The 17,173-nt window shown below is 33.6% G+C and carries 16 protein-coding genes; 10 read left to right on the forward strand and 6 right to left on the reverse strand.

The features are described from left to right. Window positions 1-249 precede the first annotated feature (249 nt). From DW269_RS02040 to rpoN, 9 genes are all read left to right on the forward strand, one after another. Window positions 250-1,206 (forward strand): carbohydrate kinase, encoded by a 957-nt coding sequence (locus DW269_RS02040; RefSeq protein WP_117458339.1) that lies wholly within the window; start codon window positions 250-252, stop codon window positions 1,204-1,206. Between the two features lie 120 nt (window positions 1,207-1,326). After that, a complete protein-coding gene (locus tag DW269_RS02045) occupies window positions 1,327-1,749 on the forward strand; it encodes a PTS sugar transporter subunit IIA (RefSeq protein ID WP_117458340.1) in 423 nt (140 codons plus the stop codon). 18 nt (window positions 1,750-1,767) lie between these two features. Continuing rightward, window positions 1,768-2,253, forward strand: a complete 486-nt coding sequence (locus DW269_RS02050; RefSeq protein WP_117458341.1) for a PTS sugar transporter subunit IIB — start codon at window positions 1,768-1,770, stop codon at window positions 2,251-2,253. 19 nt (window positions 2,254-2,272) lie between these two features. Then, a complete protein-coding gene (locus DW269_RS02055; RefSeq protein WP_187011790.1) occupies window positions 2,273-3,073 on the forward strand; it encodes a PTS sugar transporter subunit IIC in 801 nt (266 codons plus the stop codon). Continuing rightward, window positions 3,070-3,894 carry a PTS system mannose/fructose/sorbose family transporter subunit IID gene (locus tag DW269_RS02060; protein ID WP_022425284.1) on the forward strand — a complete coding sequence of 275 codons (825 nt, stop codon included), beginning with the start codon at window positions 3,070-3,072 and terminating at the stop codon, window positions 3,892-3,894. The genes DW269_RS02055 and DW269_RS02060 overlap by 4 nt, the downstream gene beginning before the upstream one ends. A gap of 31 nt (window positions 3,895-3,925) precedes the next feature. Then, on the forward strand, window positions 3,926-6,025 hold the full coding sequence (locus DW269_RS02065) for a hypothetical protein (RefSeq protein ID WP_233502415.1): 2,100 nt from the start codon (window positions 3,926-3,928) through the stop codon (window positions 6,023-6,025). Further along, entirely contained in the window at window positions 6,009-7,127 is a 1,119-nt protein-coding gene (locus DW269_RS02070; RefSeq protein WP_117458343.1) for a glycoside hydrolase family 172 protein, read from the forward strand. Before DW269_RS02065 ends, DW269_RS02070 begins: the two co-directional genes overlap by 17 nt. Window positions 7,128-7,233: 106 nt before the next feature. After that, the gene (locus DW269_RS02075) at window positions 7,234-9,867 is read left to right on the forward strand and encodes a sigma 54-interacting transcriptional regulator (RefSeq protein ID WP_117458344.1); all 2,634 of its coding nucleotides are present in this window, start codon (window positions 7,234-7,236) and stop codon (window positions 9,865-9,867) included. Next, window positions 9,857-11,104: an RNA polymerase factor sigma-54 gene (gene rpoN, locus DW269_RS02080; RefSeq protein WP_117458345.1), complete on the forward strand. Its 1,248-nt coding sequence runs from the start codon at window positions 9,857-9,859 to the stop codon at window positions 11,102-11,104. The genes DW269_RS02075 and rpoN overlap by 11 nt, the downstream gene beginning before the upstream one ends. Window positions 11,105-11,118: 14 nt before the next feature. Here the strand turns inward: rpoN and DW269_RS02085 are convergent, their stop codons facing one another. From DW269_RS02085 to DW269_RS02095, 3 genes are all read right to left on the reverse strand, one after another. Next, window positions 11,119-11,619, reverse strand: a complete 501-nt coding sequence (locus tag DW269_RS02085) for a flavodoxin (RefSeq protein WP_117458346.1) — start codon at window positions 11,617-11,619, stop codon at window positions 11,119-11,121. A 108-nt stretch (window positions 11,620-11,727) separates the two neighbouring features. After that, window positions 11,728-12,114, reverse strand: a complete 387-nt coding sequence (locus DW269_RS02090) for an HIRAN domain-containing protein (RefSeq protein WP_158546284.1) — start codon at window positions 12,112-12,114, stop codon at window positions 11,728-11,730. A gap of 11 nt (window positions 12,115-12,125) precedes the next feature. Next, window positions 12,126-12,815, reverse strand: a complete 690-nt coding sequence (locus DW269_RS02095; protein WP_117458348.1) for a hypothetical protein — start codon at window positions 12,813-12,815, stop codon at window positions 12,126-12,128. A gap of 365 nt (window positions 12,816-13,180) precedes the next feature. Here DW269_RS02095 and DW269_RS02100 point away from each other — a divergent pair, with 365 nt between their 5' ends. Beyond that, on the forward strand, window positions 13,181-14,512 hold the full coding sequence (locus DW269_RS02100; RefSeq protein WP_117458349.1) for an ISL3 family transposase: 1,332 nt from the start codon (window positions 13,181-13,183) through the stop codon (window positions 14,510-14,512). Between the two features lie 324 nt (window positions 14,513-14,836). On the opposite strand, the gene DW269_RS02105 is transcribed toward DW269_RS02100, so the two are convergent. The 3 genes from DW269_RS02105 to DW269_RS02115 are packed head-to-tail and all read right to left on the reverse strand — an operon-like array spanning window position 14,837 to window position 17,124. After that, the gene (locus tag DW269_RS02105; protein WP_117458350.1) at window positions 14,837-15,076 is read right to left on the reverse strand and encodes a hypothetical protein; all 240 of its coding nucleotides are present in this window, start codon (window positions 15,074-15,076) and stop codon (window positions 14,837-14,839) included. 1 nt (window position 15,077) lies between these two features. Next, window positions 15,078-16,424: a 23S rRNA (uracil(1939)-C(5))-methyltransferase RlmD gene (rlmD, locus tag DW269_RS02110; protein WP_117458351.1), complete on the reverse strand. Its 1,347-nt coding sequence runs from the start codon at window positions 16,422-16,424 to the stop codon at window positions 15,078-15,080. A gap of 43 nt (window positions 16,425-16,467) precedes the next feature. Continuing rightward, the gene (locus DW269_RS02115) at window positions 16,468-17,124 is read right to left on the reverse strand and encodes a hypothetical protein (protein WP_117458352.1); all 657 of its coding nucleotides are present in this window, start codon (window positions 17,122-17,124) and stop codon (window positions 16,468-16,470) included. Window positions 17,125-17,173: the final 49 nt, after the last annotated feature.

The following is a 17,173-nucleotide window of genomic DNA, read 5'->3' on the forward strand; positions in this document are numbered from 1 at the left end:
AAATAGTAGAGTACTACTCTTTTGTTCAAAAATACTCGCTAAAAAATGTTGTTGACTATTTATATGAAAAGAATCTATAATACTGACGAAGGACAAAAACATTTATGTTTTATGTGATGCGACGCCTGCGTTGCGTCACTTTTTTTATTTCATCTCACAGTACATAAACTGTGAGTTTTTTTTATTTATACCTCAAACTTGGCACGTGCATTGCAGTATATATAAGTGAATAAACAATGGAGGTATTCTATGTACGATGTAACAGCAACAGGTGAACTATTAATAGACTTCACTAGAAATGGTTTAAGTGAACAGAATAACCGTATCTATGAAGCCAATCCAGGAGGTGCACCATGTAATGTACTTGCTATGCTTGGAAAATTAGGTTATAAAACTGCTTTTATTGGTAAAGTAGGAGAAGATGAGTTTGGTAAACTATTAAAGAATACAATTTCAGAACAGAAGATTGATTCTACTGGACTTATTCTAGATCCTGATGCAAAAACAACACTTGCTTTTGTAGATAATGATGAAACAGGAGACCGAAGCTTTTCTTTTTATAGAAAGCCAGGGGCAGATATGATGCTTAGGGAAGACGAAGTGAATTATGAATTAATTGATAATTGCCGTATCTTTCATTTTGGCTCTTTATCTATGACAGATGAACCAGTGAGATCTGCAACTTATGTGATGGTTGATTATGCAAAAAAGAAAAACAAGATTATTTCTTTTGACCCTAACTTAAGACCACCTTTATGGGAAAGTGAAGAATTAGCTGCAAAGCAGATCTGGTATGGTATTGAACAGTGCGATATCTTAAAGATTGCAGATAATGAAATTGAATGGCTGACTGGTACGAATGATTATGATAAAGGAATTGAAATCATTAGAGAAAGAACGCATGCAAAACTCATCAATGTCACACTTGGTCCGAACGGTAGTATTGCTTACTATGGTGGTTTGAAGGTATTTATGGAACCTTATTTAAATAAGGATACGATTGAAACAACAGGTGCAGGTGATACGTTTGGTGCCTGCGCACTTCATGCAGTACTTAAACATGGCTTAGACAATATGACTGAAGAAGATTTAAAAGAAATGCTTCAGTTTGCGAATGCAGCAGCTTCTTTAATTACAACTAAGAAGGGTGCATTAAGAGTAATGCCAGAAGAAAAAGAAATAAAAGAATTAATAAATAAAAACTAAAAGTTGGCACGTCAATTGCAGTATATATAAGTGAAAAAAAGAAAGGAGAAAATATAAAACAGAAAACTTAAAAGTTGGCATGACAATTGCAACTTATATAAGTGTAAGGGGGATATGAAAATGAGACATATTTTAATAGCCACACATGGCTTACTTGCTTCAGGTGCAAGATCAACAATGGAATTCTTAATCGGTAATGTAGATAACGTAGACTATATTACAGCTTATGTAGATGGACAGAAACCTATCAACGAGCAGATTGAAGAATATTTCGCAAAGATTCCACAGGAAGATGAAGTAGTTATCTTTACTGATATTAAGGGTGGAAGTGTAAATCAGAAGATGATTCCATATTGTGTAAGGGAAAACACTTTCTTGGTATCAGGATTCAATTTAGCTGTTCTTATTGAAGTCACTATGACTCCAGAAAAACTTACTAACGAGTTCTTAAAGGCTAAGATTGAAGAAGCTAGAGAACAGTTATGCTTAGTAGAAATTGAAAAAAACAACACAGAAGAAAACGATGACGATTTTCTTCTATAAGAAAGAGAGGAAAAGAAAATGATTGTTTGTTTAAGAGTTGACGAAAGATTAATTCATGGACAGGTTGCTATGACTTGGACAAAGGAATTAAAGCTTCATGGTTTAGTTGTTGCAAGTGATGAAGCAGCATCAAACGAATTACAGAAGATGTCATTAAAGATGGCAGTGCCAGAAGGTATTAAATGTATTATTAAATCAGTAGAAGGCGTTTCATCAATCTTAGATGATCCTAGATCAGAAAAGATGCGCTTAATGGTTCTTGTGCCAACAGTACGTGATGCTGTTACTTTATGTAAGAAATACAAGAATATTGAAATGGTTAACTTAGGTAACGCTGGAAAGATGACTTCAGGTGAAAAGATTACTTTAACTAAGGAAATTATGCTTACAAAAGAAGAATTAGAAGCATTAAAAGAATTAGTTGAATTATATCCAGATACATTTTTCCAGGGTACACCTTCAATGGAAAAGAAACTTGCTACAAACGTATTAAAAAATTTATAAGAGATAGGAGAGAGTTATTATGTTAAACGCATTTTTCGTCGCATTGGCAGTATTCGTAGGCGTTGGAGGACACGAATTATTCGGTATGGTCATGTTAAGTAGACCAATCGTTGTTGCACCTCTTACTGGTTTATTGCTAGGAGATGTTCAGACAGGTTTATTAGTTGGAGCATCATTAGAATCAATCTTTATGGGAGTTGTCAATGTAGGTATCTCAAGTACTGCTGAACCAGCTCTAGCTGCAGGTCTTGCTACAGCCTTCACAATTCAGATGGGTGGAAATGTTGGTACTATTATTCCAATCGTATTCCCACTTGCTGTATTAGGTCTTCAGTTCATGAACTTTATTTTCTCATTCGTTATTGGTCCATTCGCACCAAAATTTGAACAGCTAGCTTTAGAAGGTAAAGATAAATCAATCACAGCCCTTCACTTTGGTTTATGGGTATTACACTATGGTTTATATGCTTTAATTCCATTCTTTGCTGTATGGTTAGGATCTGATGTAGTGCAGACAATCTTACAGTCAATTCCTAAGGTAATCATGAATGGTTTAACAGTTGCTGGTAACATGCTTCCTGCTGTAGGTATGGCTATGTTAATGCAGATGTTATGGGATAAGAAAACTGGTATTTACTATATTCTTGGATTTGTTGCAGTGGCTTATTTAAAATTACCACTTATCGCTATCGCGGTATTAGGTGTTGTTATTGCATTAGTAACAGCACAGCGTGATATGCAGTTAAAAGATATGATGGCTAAACCAGCTGTTGCAAGCGCATCAGCTAATGAAAGTGAAGAGGAGGACTTTTTCGCATGAAACTAATGAATAACATTGATAAAGAAGAAAAGAAATTAATCAGAAAGATGTTCTGGAGATCAGGTGCTATGTATGCATCTGTTAACCCAGTTACTATGGGTGGTGCAGGTTTCTGTTATGCTATGATTCCATTCATCAACCATTTCTATAAGAATGATGAAAAGAAAAGACGTGAAGCTCTTGCAAGACATGTCTCTTACTTCAGTACTACAGTACCTCTTGCATCATTTGTAATGGGTATTGCTGGTTCAATGGAAAAAGAAAACAGTGAAAAACCAGACTTTGATGCCAATGCAATTGGCTCTATTAAAACAAGTTTAATGGGTCCTTTAGCTGGTATTGGTGATTCATTATTCTGGGGTGTATGGAGAGTAGTTTGTGCAGGTCTTGCTATTGGTTTTGCTAATGCTGGTAACATCCTTGCTCCAATTATCTTCTTAGTATTATTCAACGTACCAAACTTCTTATGCAGATACTATGGTGCATGTTTAGGATACTCTTTAGGTGCTAAGTATATTGAAAAATTATATGCTAATGGCATGATTGAAATCCTTACAAAGGCAGCTGGTATTGTTGGTTTAATCATGGTAGGTGCTATGACAAGCAATACTGTTATCTTTAAAACAGTTCTTGAATTCAAGATGAAGGGACAGTCTTTAATGAATGTTCAATCAGCTCTTGATAGTATCTTTAAAGGTATCGTTCCATTATTAATGACATTTGGCTGCTATAAGCTATTAAACAAGAAAGTCAACGTTATCGCTATTATCTTTGGTATCGTTGCATTAGGAATCGTTTTATCACTATTAGGTATTTGCTAATAAATACCGCAGGAGGGTCGCTTTGAATACAATGAAATGCAATCCATTCTATATGCTAAGAATCAAGAATGGAATCTATAGTACAGACAACACAATCAGTTATTATCGCAATAAGCTTCCAGATGATACATTTTCATTTGATTCATCTAATCAAAAAGTTCAAGCCAATCTTGATGAATTTGGCACAATTAAAAACCTTACCTTCTTTCATCACAACTACTACATGGAAAGCAAACCAGGTGTCTGGGTAGGAAAAGACTTTGTTCAAGAACATGATCTTTCTATCTCTATTACCTGGAACGGTAATAAAACTGAATTGAAATCTGATAACTTAGATGTCATCTCTGATCTTGCAGATAATCTTTTTCCAAGAAGTATTCATCATTTTACCTGGGGAACAGTCAGCTTAATTGCTTGTGCACCTATTACTCATGATGGAGAAAGATTAAGTAGTTTGATGTATGCTATTATCGTTGAGAACCAAAGCGATACAGAAGGAGAAGGTGTCTTAGAACTTCCTTCTCTTTATAAAAAGAAATACTCTGATACAAGAAATGTATTAATAGAATGCCGTGAGACACAATCTCACAACAGTATTTCATTTACTTTACCACCTCATTCTCAAAAAGAATTCATGATTGCTTTCACTGATCCTAATGCATATCAGGATACACAGAAACTGTTTAGTAGAAGTATTGATGAATGGTTAGAAGAAACACGTCAATATTATAAACAATGCATAGGTAAAGTCCATTTTGATAACGATCCAATGGTAGGGTACTTAATTGAAAGAGCCTATCAGCAGGCGTCTGGTGCTTTTGCCATGAATAGTTATAATCAAATACTTGGTTCAAATTGGGGCACTTACCCCGTTACTCCTCATATATGGAATAAAGATATGTATTATTCTAGCTTGCCTTATACAATGACCGAACCAGACCTATGTAAAAAAACAATAAAATGGTTTGCCCAATATGGTATCAAATACCCAGGTACTAAATTTGAAGGCGGAATCTTCCATTCATTAAGTAATTCTCTATCGGTGATTCTACTTTCTGGTGCGTATTATGATTATTTTGGTGATCATCATTTCTTTCTAGATAATGAAGGTTTATATAAACAGATGAAGGAAATCCTTAACAAAGTCATTACTTCTAGAAATCCAGGTGAACCACACCTATACCACAGTATCTGGATTTCAGATGCCTACTCCCTTGGTACATATCATACAGGATCAAACATTTGTGTATATCGTGCATGTCGCTCCCTATCAAGACTTGCACTTGAAATCTTTGACGAGAAGGAATATGCGATTGAACTAGAAAATGAAGCCCAGGCAATCAAAAATGATATAGAGAAATATATGACTGTAGAAACGAATGGTCATCGTATTTTTCTAGAAGGTATTGCGTCACTTGATCTAGATGCAAAAGAACATATGTCAGATGAGTGTTATCGTAAAGAGATGCTTGATCAAGGACTTCAGTTCTTAACTGATGTGAATCATGACGGTACTATCACATTAAGAATGCATGATGGTGAAGAATCAGACACTACATTATTGAATTATTATGGCTATGAAGCAGGAGACAGAACAACGCATTATGGACAATTTAGTTCAAGTGATGAGAATCCTACTTATAGTTGTCTGAGCAGAGGAATTAAGTGGGGAAATCAATCTGGAGCCACTTTTCCTGGATATATTTCAATATTGAATGGTGCTGATAATGTAGAAAACTGGAGTGGAGAACACGGCAGATTTAAAGAATTAGAAAGATTAGCTGATCTAGATGGCAGCTGGTGGTGGTGGCCTTATAAAGTAGGGGCACCTACTGGAGATGTCACACGAATGAACAGCTGTGGTAAATGTGGATGGGCCTCAGGTATCTTCTATATCTTGTTCATTACAGAATTCTTAGGAATCAACTATGATGCACCAAATAAACACTTAACGATTCATCCTAAGGAATTTATTGGAAACTTCTTCTGGGAGGATTTCCATATCGGTGAATCAAGATTTGATATCAAGGTATCTGATCAGCACATTCATATTACAAATAAAAATAATTATTCAATTACTGTCAATCAACATGCAGTAAAGGAAGGAGAAGATTATGAATTTACTAAGTAATATCATGACTTATAAAGGAGAACGTTCTAGAGCTGTATCACCAGAAAACCCAACTGGTGAAAAAGGCAAAGCATGTATGGAAGCAAGTGCCCTAGGTCCATCAAGAAAAGGACGTGGAAGCATTAAATTACCTATGGGTGAAGAAACAGTGATTGCGGATATTAAAGGTCCAGGTATTATTAGACATATGTGGATGACAATCCGTGAAAATACTGAAAAAGGCAGCTTTGTTATGAGAGATGTTGTCTTAAGAATCTATTGGGATGATAGTAAAACACCTGCAGTAGAAGCACCTATTGGAGATTTCTTTTGTAATGGTTTTGGCGAAAGATGTGATGTGGCCTCTTTACCAATCGTTGTGAATCCTACAGGAGGAATGAACAGCTATTTTGAAATGCCATTCGCAAAAAGAGCAGTCATCACAATGACAAATGAACATCCTAAAGATATTACATCATTCTTCTATACTATTAATTATGCTGAAGTTGATGCTTTACCTGAAAATTGTTTATATTTCCATGCTTATTGGCGCAGAGAACGTCAGACTGAGCTTGCAAAAGACTATGTCATCTTAGATGATGTAAAAGGTAAAGGCTACTATGTAGGTACTTACCTTGGTTTAACTGCATTAGAAAGATATTGGTGGGGTGAAGGGGAATTTAAGTTCTATCTTGATGGTGATGAAGATTATCCAACAGTGTCATCAACAGGTTCAGAAGACTACTTTGGTGGTGCCTGGGCATTCCATCAGAAAGATGAATTAGGAAGACCTTCAGTTAAACCATATTCTAACTTATTCTTAGGTTATCCATTCTATTCAACAAAGGATAAAACAAGAGAAAGATTTGAAACAGGTAAGTTGAATGCTGTTCATGCCTTTGGTAATGACAGCCTTCCTCGCCATGGCTTATACAGATTCCATATCTTAGATCCAATTGCCTTTGATGAAGATATCAAAGTCACATTACAGCAAATTGGTAACGATGATCTTGCACTATACGAAAGACAAGACGATGTTTGTACAGTTGCTTATTGGTATTGTGATCATAAGGAAGGATTCGATAAAGAATTCCCAAATAGAAGAGCAAGACTCCCAAGATAGTCAGTCAGGAAGATATCCCTATATCTTCCTTTTCATGCGTGTTGGCATTAAATTGTTTTCTAACAGCTTTCAAGTTATAATTAATTAAGAGCAAGGAGGTATCAGGATGGATGTAAAAGATAAAGTTTATATATCACTTCAAGAATGCTTAAATGAGTCTGAAAAGATCCCTACATCTCAGATTGCAGACAATCTACATTTAAGCAGACAGATTGTGACACATTATTTAAATCAGCTATTTGATGAGGGGAAAGTAAAAAAAACAGATACAAGACCGACTTACTGGTATATCGAAAAAGAAGAACAGAGTGCATCTGTTGAAGAAGAGTTAGACTCAGAAGTATTTGATTCTATGATTGGTGCAACAGGAAGTCATAAGAAAATAGTAGAAATGTGTAAAGCATCTGTTTCTTATCCACCTAATGGTCTTCCTATTCTTATTATTGGTGAAAGTGGTGTAGGTAAAAGCTATATCGCAAAACTCATCTATAAGCATGCATTACAGACAGGAAGTATTGATAAAAAAGCACCTTTTGTCGTGTTGAATTGTGCAGATTATGCAAATAACCCTGAACTTCTTTCAGCTACATTACTTGGTTATAAGAAAGGAAGCTTTACAGGGGCTGATTCTGATAAGACGGGATTACTTCAAGAAGCAGATGGTGGTTATCTTTTCTTAGATGAAGTACATCGTTTATCATTTGAGAACCAGGAAAAGTTATTTGTATTTATGGATACAGGTAAATATCGTCCTCTTGGTGATTCTAAATGGAGAAATTCAAACGTACGATTCATATTTGCGACAACAGAAAACCCTCAGGAAGTCTTATTAGAAACATTCAGAAGAAGAATTACATTACAGATTACTATTCCTAACATTACAGAACGCCCTTTACAGGAACGTATAGAACTCATAGAAACATTCTATAAAGAAGAAGCAGAAAAGATTAAAAAGAACCTCACTATTTCTAGTGGTGCTGTCAAAATGCTTTGTTTCTCTAAGTTCCCTGGTAATATTGGTAGATTAAGAAATTTAATTCAGGTCAGCTGTGCAGAAGCTTATTTCAAACACGGTAAAGAAGACAATCTTCTTATTTCTGAAGCAGAACTTATTCATGCAGGGGGAGATATACCTGTCAATACAACAGGATTTCAGACTGAACGTAATATGGAAATATCCATTCTATGGAATCAACCTGAAGAATATATCCATCAGGAATACTATGATGAATATCATATCGAAATCATCGATCTCTTTCATAAGATAGAGACTGCATCATGGAGCCAGATTGACCAGCTCTATTTGAATTTCCGCGCAATTTTAAGAAAGATTAATCCTACACATAACAACTTAACAGAACAGCGTTTCTTTACGCAGATTTGTAAAGATATATTGATTCGATATGGTGTAAAGATGAATGATTCATGTGGTAAAGAATTGTATATTCTTTATGCAATATTCAATCAAATGCACATTGATAAGGAACAGGAATGGAAACTTAAAGCATATTTTGAACAATCATGCCCTAAAGCTTTCTATGTTGCAAATCGCATCATTATTGAACTAAAGAAGTATGAATTACAGTTAGAAGATAATCTTGCTTTCTTATTTGCGTTAGCTATTCATGAATATATCAGTGAATCTCTTGAATTAAATGGCCTCATCGCAGCACATGGTGATACAACAGCATCTAGTATTGCCAAGGTTGTCAATCAGGCGTGTGGTACCTTTATTATGGAAGGCATTGATATGCCTATGGATACAACACTTAATCAGACTGTAGAAAAAGTACAGAACTATCTCCTGCATTCTGCCAAGGGTAAAGGATTGATCTTACTTGTAGATACAGGATCATTAAGCAGTATGTATTCAAAAATAAAGAATAACTTATCCGGCGATTTATTGATTATTAATAATGTTTCTACGGCTATTGCATTAGATGTCGGTTTAAAGATGCTAGGTCATGGTTCTTTTGAACAAATTGTAGAAAGCACAAAAAAGATTAACAGCTTTGATGTTCAGTTCTTTGAAGGATTATCTAAGAATAAGAATATTCTTATTTCATGTATGTCCGGTGTAGGTATCGCAGAAAAGATACAGGAAATCATGAAGAAGACATTAGGAGAGTGTGGCCTTGATTTTGTGACTATGGAATATAAGAAACTCTTAGATTTACTCAATGAAGATGAATCTAAGAATTTTGATCAGACTCTTATGATTTTGACAACATCTCCTCTTCATGATGGTATTTCAACACCCTGGCTGAGTGTTTATGATATATTAGATGGCCATGGTGAAGAAAACCTATGGAATGCATTAAAAAGTGTAGTTACACCAGAACAATTTGAAGCATTGAAGAATGAATTTGTAAGATTCTTTACAATCGAGGGTATTGTCAGCAGATTACAGTTCCTCAATCCTACAGTTGTTATTCAGGATGTAGAAATGATTCTTCATCGCTATCAGGATTACTATAAGATGGAGATGTCAGGTCATATAAGATTGAATCTTTATATGCATATCGCATTTATGTTTGAACGCTTAATGACTGCAGATGATACGGATGATGAAGAAGAACCTACGAATCCAGCACAGAAAGAGTTTTATCGTATATCAAAAATTGTTTTCCAGGATGTAGAAAAGAAATATCGTATTCATATAGATAATTATGAATTATCTATATTGTATGAATTATTGAACAAAGTTATTAAGGAGCCAATAGGCTTAGATGAAGCTTGAACTTAAACAAGGTCAAAAACATCAAATATATCAGAAACAGATTGAAAAGAATCAGATCTTACAGATGGACGTCCAACAACTTCTTGCCCACATAGAGAAGATTTCTTTTGAAAATCCATTAATAGATACTGATGATATGATAGAAAGTACTTCTGATATAGGAAAAGAATTTGATATCGATGGTCTTTCAAGAAAATCAGAACAGACTTTAATGGAAAACATTCACTGGCAATTAATAAACAAGGATATAGACAATAAAGAATTAGTAGAATCTCTTGTAGAGTTATTAGATGATAATGGATATCTACGTCTCTCAATTCAAGATATTTGTACTTATCTAAAATGTGATGAGAAAGAATATATAGAAGCTAAAAATGCATTATCCAAGCTAGATCCTCCTGGACTTGGTGCAGCCACTTTAAAGGAATGTCTTCTTCTTCAATTAGAGCGCCTCGAAGAAACAGAAGATATTTATAAGACAAAACAACTTATTGAAGAATGCTTAGAAGATCTTTCAAAAAGTCATTATCATGCCGTTTCTAAGAAACTTGGCATATCACAAAACAAAGTAAGAGAACTACTACAAATCATCCTAACGTTAAATCCTCGTCCAGCCAGTAGCTTTAGTTCTTCTATTGAAGTCAATTATCCTGTACCAGATATAATAATCAAGGATAATGCTGTACAATTAAATCCAGTAATCTATAAGGATATAAACATCAATACAGGCTATTTATCTCTTGAATCAGAAAGTAAAGAAACTAAGAAATATATAGAATCTAAACTAAGACAAGTTTCCTGGCTGCAACAATGTCTCACCCAAAGAAAGAATCTAATATATGATATTGCGGTCTTCTTGCTAGACTATCAACAAGATTTCTTTATGAATGGAGGTTCTTGCCATCCACTTCTGCAAAAAGATTTAGCTATGTTACTTGGAGTACATGAATCTACAATCAGTAGAGCTATTAAGGATAAATATATATATTGTGATAAGGGCTTTATTCTTCTAAGTGATCTCATTCCAAAGGGAACAGAAGATAACTCTGTTGATTCTATCAAAGAAACAATCAAAGAAGTTATTAATAATGAAGATAAGAAAAAGCCTTTAAGTGATCAGAAAATCACCAATCTCTTAAAAGATAAAGGTATTGAAATATCTAGAAGAACAGTAGCCAAATATCGTTCAGAATTAAATATACCAGATGCATCTGGTAGAAAGTACATAAAAAAGTAGAACTGTTATATGTTCTACTTTTTTATTAGCCATTCTTTAATTCTATTTTGTGAAGTATCTACATCACTACCTCTGATTGCAATACCTTTCATTACTTCTGCATATTTCTGAATGTCTGATTCAGTAGAAGAGAGTCCTGATCCTTCATGTGTACAAAACGGATAGATTTTCTTACTATTCCAATCAAAACTTTCCAAGAAAGTATAGACAGCCATAGGCATAGTGCCCCAATAATTAGGATAACCTAGATATATTTCATCATACTCATCAATACTCTCAAGCATATTTTTCAGCTCAGGTCTTACATTTTTCCTTAAATCATCTTTTGCTTCTTTAACACATGTATCATAATCAGCTGAATAGGGATGTATCTGTTTTATTTTATATAAGTCAGCCCCTATCATATCCGCAATCATTTTTGTGGCTTTTTCTGTATTTCCTACTTCTATATATTTTTTTGTACCACCAAAATAATTCTCATCCGCTCTAGAATAATAAGCTACTAATTTCTTCATCTCATAATCCTCCTATATCTAGGATAACAGTCGGTAGGTACTCTCGGTCAATTGTTTTTTTTGGTAATGACTATGTATCACGTATTCTACTTTCTGTTGTGTGAATAACTAGAAATCCATCAAACAGATCTTAATAGACACACACCACTGATCATAATCAGCCTCATAACATGAATACACTCTTGCATGAAGTATCTTACCCGCATCCATTAATTTAGCAAAAACACTATTATCCTTCTTTGGAATATACCCAAGTTTTTCCCTATCTGTAGTCATCACCTTAATCGCATTACTATCATATTTATTATCTGCTTCTCTTTCTAATAGAAGAGGTACATTCTTCTCAAGTCCTTTAAATACATCTTGATTATCTACATAACGTGTTCCTGCAATATCAGTAAAAGATAAGAATATTTCATTCATTAAAGGCATAATCACATTCTCTATACCATTCATTTGTACAGCTTCTAAAACCATATTTCTCATCTTGCTCATAAGTGCTCCTCCTAACATGCATGCATGACTTTTGTAAAACTATGATATTGTTTATTTAAATCATTTCTATATGATCTATATTTCAATATTTCCTTCTTCAGACTCTTTTCTTTTTCTTGAGGTGAGTAAGGTGGTTGGTTGACATAAAAATCAATTTCTTCTTTTATACTATTTATTCTGATCATGAGATAGATAATATCTATATTATGTCTTGTAGAATGTGTCTCATAATCCACCAGTGCCTCTATATTCATCAATTCTTTTAAATCATTATATCTATATGAATCAATGGAACGTTCCCACAAAGGATGTTCTTTATCTATTCTTTTGATGATTCTCTTAAATATCCTCTTTGCCTGTTTCATTCCATCAGTATTAAGAGATTTCTTTATTCTTTGTTTATGATTCCTTAAAATCTCTAACTGATGCATATAATCTTCTTTCACAGCATCTATGTAACTGTCTATTTCTTCTTTATATATCTTGATATGAAGATTATTGCACCTTTGACAATAGGCAAGTCTTTTCTTTAAGAAAATGCATTCAATCATGAGGCCATAATATTCTTTATACAAATTTCTAAACATCTGATAATATTTCTTCTCATTCTCTTCAACATTATTCTTTAACTCATCTCGTTTAATAATCAAGCTTCTGTATAAATCAATTAAGTATTCTTGAGTAACAGGTGTATGTTCCATAATCTATCCCTCCTTAACTACATAATACTACTTTTACTCAAACAATGTTTTAAGTATCTTTCCTATAAAGTATCTTTTTAGGCGTTCAAATATTTTTTGTGTAATGACTATGTACCACATATTAACTATCTTGCTATGTGAATAAAAAAGACAGAGAGTCACTCCCTGTCTACAATACTGGGTCTTTAATTTTTGTGGGGGTCAGACCTTCGCTCTAAATATTTGGGGGTCTTGGAAACAGCACCTTTAAATCTGTGGGGGTCACACTGTGGCTCCCACTTTTTCAACTATTTTTATGTAATTAAAAACCTTTCGCTATATCATTAATTTGCTCATATTAAATCAAAGCGAAAGGAGATCACAAATTGAATAATGATCTAAAAATTATTTTAGGGGATTATGAATCCTTTGTACAGTCTCATAAGATTGAAATTAATAAAAAAGAAGTGATTTATTATATCACTCTTAAGAGAACCATTATCTCCTGTCCTGAATGCGGCAGTAGAATGAATATTAAGGACTATAGAAAATGTAAAGTCATGCATAACATGATAAGAGGCAAGAACACTTCTCTAATACTTAAAAAGAGAAGATTAGTATGTCCCCAATGTAATAAGGTAGTGACAGAGGAAAACCCATTCACAGAGAAAAGTCACAGTAGATTATCTCAAACTTCAGAGCTGGAAATCATGAATAAACTTAAAGAACCTACAACTACTTTTTCACTGGTTGCTAGATTCTTTAACACAAGTCCTACTAAAGTTGTTGAAATATTTGATAAGTATGGTCAGATGCGTGGACAGCCTTTACCTGAGATTATATGTATTGATGAGAAGCACTGGAGACATAAAGGACAAAACAGATACATGTGTGTTATTCTTAATTTTAAGACCGTGGAAATTGTAGATATCATTGATGGAAGAACCAAGAAGGCATGGTCAAGTTATACTCAGATAATCGATAAAAAAGAACTCGCTAAAGTCAAATATATCTCTATCGATATGTATGAAACGTACAGATTTGTAAGGAATCAATACTTTTCTGGGGCAGTATTGTTATGCGATTCATTTCATGTCATAAAAAATATCAATAAAGTAGTAGATGATATCAGAATTAAAGTAGGCAAAAGATACCAAAAAGATAGTACTGAATATTATCTTCTCAAAAAGTTTCACTTCCTTATATTGAAAAACTACAATGATATTCCGTTCAACAAGGCTAGATACAACAAGAAGCTTAAAAGATACATAGACTATCATCAACTGCTTGAAATAATCCTGAGCATAGATAATGAACTAACAGAAGCATACAATCTAAAGGAACATTATATAGCCTTTAATCATTATGCAACATCCGAAAACTGCAGAGAATGGCTTTCAAGAATAATTCAAGAATATGCAACATCAGGAATCACTGGCTTCATATCATTATCTGGAACTCTTATAAACTGGTTTGACGAAATATGTGCATCATTTGATTTAATAGATGGTCGAAGAATATCTAATGGACCAGTAGAAGGAATCAATTCTAGAATAGATAAGATACTTTCAAATGCATGTGGATATCAGAACTTTGCAAGAATGAGAAATAGACTAATGTATTCTCTTAATAAATCCTCTAATCCTTCATCTTATGCTATTAATGAAACAATTAAAAGAGAAGGAAAAAAGAGAGGATCTTATAAGAAAAAGAACTAATAAAACATTTAAATAGAAGTAATATGAGCGCACTAAAGGGCAGTCATTTCTGACTGCCCTTTACAAGTGGAAACCCCCAATAATTTAAAGCGATTTTTTTATTGACCCCCCTTAAAAATTAAAGGTTCCTAAAAAATAGGTATTTCACTATCTCTTAGAAGTTTTTCTCATAACCAAATTTAATTGTATGTCTTCTTCTAATCGTTTAAAAGTTTCTTCAACAGAAATAGAATCATTATTTTTAGCATAGTTTAAGTCAATATTCATTATCTGATCAAATTCTACTTTTTCTAATATATAAAGCCCCCCTACATAGGCTTCACTTTACTTTTTATTCATATAACAACCACAAGGCATATCTGCTACTTCACCAATAGAAGGGTCTAATGCATAGACTTCTTCTAGAGATACAATCCTTGCATCATCTGTAGTGTGTTCTTTACTACATAAGAACTGCCACATACCATCTTCATCATGAGAGATATAAGTAATAGGTTCTTCTTTATTAAGTACATGACTGCATACTATACATGCAGTACGAGGATCATCACTAAATGGGAACATATTATTTACTTAACAACAAGATATTTTCGATATGGGGTGTATGTGGAAACATATCAACTGGCTGTACATCTAGAGGCTTATACCCCTTCTCTACCAAATAAGTTAAATCTCTTGCCTGAGTCGCTACATTACATGAAATATAGACAATACGTTCAGGCGACAGTGTATTCAATCTTTCTAGGAATTCAGTAGAACATCCTTTTCTAGGTGGATCCACCATAACACAATCCACCTTTTCATTTCTTTCTACAAATTCAGTCATGAAATGACCTGCATCATCACATACAAATTCCGCATTTGTAATATGATTTCTTTCAGCATTCTCTTTTGCATCTACAATTGCCTGTGGAACGACTTCTACACCATAGACTTTCTTAACATGTTTCGCAAGAGTTAAAGAAATAGTACCAATACCACAATATGCATCAATGACTACATCAGTTGGTTTAAATTTTGCATATTCAATCGCCTTAGAGTAGAGTACTTCTACCTGTCTTGGATTAATCTGATAGAAAGACTTCATAGAAATCTTATAAGTATTACCTAGAAGTGTATCTTCAATATACCCTTCTCCATATAGTACTTTTTCTTCTTCTCCTAGAATCACATTATCATGACGGGAATTAATATTTTGAATAATTGTACGTATTTCTGGATATTCATGAGTTAAAGTATCAATGATTTCATGGATATGTGAAATTTTCTTCTTATACGAGATAAATACAACCATGGCTTCATTCTTATGATAGCTTGTCTTAGTTAATACATGCTTGATATTACCTGTTTTAGTGAGTTTATCATAAGGCTGGATATGATATTTTTCAAATAATTCTTTAACACGTTTAATGACCTTATTAGAGAATTCATTCTGAATAAGACAGTAATCGTTATTAATGATATCGTTTGTACGTGCTTTATAGAATCCAGAGACAATATGTCCATCCTGCATTCCAAAAGGAACCTGTACCTTATTACGATAATGATAAGGGTCTTGATCCATTAAGCAAGCATTGACTCTCAAATCCTGATGGGCAATCTTTAAGAATGTTTCTTTCACTCTATTAGTCTTAAAAGACTGTTGTTCTTGATCTGACATATGCATTAATGAACAACCACCACATTGTTTAAAACAGTCACATTTTGACTCTATTCGTTCACTAGAAGGTGTCTTTAATTCTACTACTCTACCTACACAATAACTCTTAAGCACCTTAATAATCTCAATTTTAGCTGTTTCATGAAGTAATAGATTCTTCACAAAAATAGTTGTATTATCATGCTTTACTACACCTAAACCATCATGTGTATAATCGATACATTCACCTACAAATTGATCTCTCTTATTCATACATATCCTCCTCACTTAAAAAAAGCGATTAGAAATCGCTTTTTTATTGCTCTGTTGCTTTCGCTTTATTTGTTGTTTCTTGATCCTTTACAGATGCAAGAGTAAAGGCGATATCATCCTTACCTGCCTGTTTTGTACCATACATTGGGAAATCAGTATCATTACCACCAGTTAAATAAAGGTTTACTTCATACTGTTTTACACCATTATGCTTATTAAGTAATTCTGTATAGTCAGATCCTTCATAAGCAGATTGACCACCTTTAGAATCAAGAATTTTTACAACATCTTTTGAAATTTCTTCAGCAGTTTTAACTGATGTACCATTAGTAAATTCAATATCCACCTTGAACTGCTTACATGCTGTTTCAATATTCATAGATGCAATAGAACTATGTTTAGATTTAGCTTCGTTGACTGTATCATCTAAGACACTCTTTTGAACTGTTACAAGTCCTTCACAACGATCACCATATATAGCTCCTTCATCCTTTAAAGCACTATATAAATAGATTCCAAGTGCAAGTACAAGTACTGCAACGATTCCAAGCACAATATATCTTGTTTTAATTTTCTTTTTTGAATTATTAGAAGGTTTTATACCCATTTCTTTAGGAGTTGGCTTCTTTTCAGCCTTCTTCTTAGGTGTCTGGATAACTACATCTTCTTCATCATCAAAATGAAATCTTTCTTTGGACACATTAATCACCTACTTTACCCTTCTATTTTACCAAAGATATAAAGTAAAG

This window comes from Catenibacterium sp. AM22-6LB (genome assembly GCF_003435615.1).
GTDB lineage: Bacteria > Bacillota_I > Bacilli_A > Erysipelotrichales > Coprobacillaceae > Catenibacterium > Catenibacterium mitsuoka_A.

Coding starts and splice junctions, on each gene's coding strand:
- DW269_RS02040 (WP_117458339.1), top strand. CDS start 250: ATGTACGATGTAACAGCAACAGGTGAACTATTAATAGACTTCACTAGA.
- DW269_RS02105 (WP_117458350.1), bottom strand. CDS start 15,076: ATGTTCCCATTTAGTGATGATCCTCGTACTGCATGTATAGTATGCAGT.
- DW269_RS02065 (WP_233502415.1), top strand. CDS start 3,926: ATGAAATGCAATCCATTCTATATGCTAAGAATCAAGAATGGAATCTAT.
- rpoN (WP_117458345.1), top strand. CDS start 9,857: ATGAAGCTTGAACTTAAACAAGGTCAAAAACATCAAATATATCAGAAA.
- DW269_RS02050 (WP_117458341.1), top strand. CDS start 1,768: ATGATTGTTTGTTTAAGAGTTGACGAAAGATTAATTCATGGACAGGTT.
- rlmD (WP_117458351.1), bottom strand. CDS start 16,424: ATGAATAAGAGAGATCAATTTGTAGGTGAATGTATCGATTATACACAT.
- DW269_RS02075 (WP_117458344.1), top strand. CDS start 7,234: ATGGATGTAAAAGATAAAGTTTATATATCACTTCAAGAATGCTTAAAT.
- DW269_RS02070 (WP_117458343.1), top strand. CDS start 6,009: ATGAATTTACTAAGTAATATCATGACTTATAAAGGAGAACGTTCTAGA.
- DW269_RS02085 (WP_117458346.1), bottom strand. CDS start 11,619: ATGAAGAAATTAGTAGCTTATTATTCTAGAGCGGATGAGAATTATTTT.
- DW269_RS02095 (WP_117458348.1), bottom strand. CDS start 12,815: ATGGAACATACACCTGTTACTCAAGAATACTTAATTGATTTATACAGA.
- DW269_RS02090 (WP_158546284.1), bottom strand. CDS start 12,114: ATGAGCAAGATGAGAAATATGGTTTTAGAAGCTGTACAAATGAATGGT.
- DW269_RS02060 (WP_022425284.1), top strand. CDS start 3,070: ATGAAACTAATGAATAACATTGATAAAGAAGAAAAGAAATTAATCAGA.
- DW269_RS02055 (WP_187011790.1), top strand. CDS start 2,273: ATGTTAAACGCATTTTTCGTCGCATTGGCAGTATTCGTAGGCGTTGGA.
- DW269_RS02045 (WP_117458340.1), top strand. CDS start 1,327: ATGAGACATATTTTAATAGCCACACATGGCTTACTTGCTTCAGGTGCA.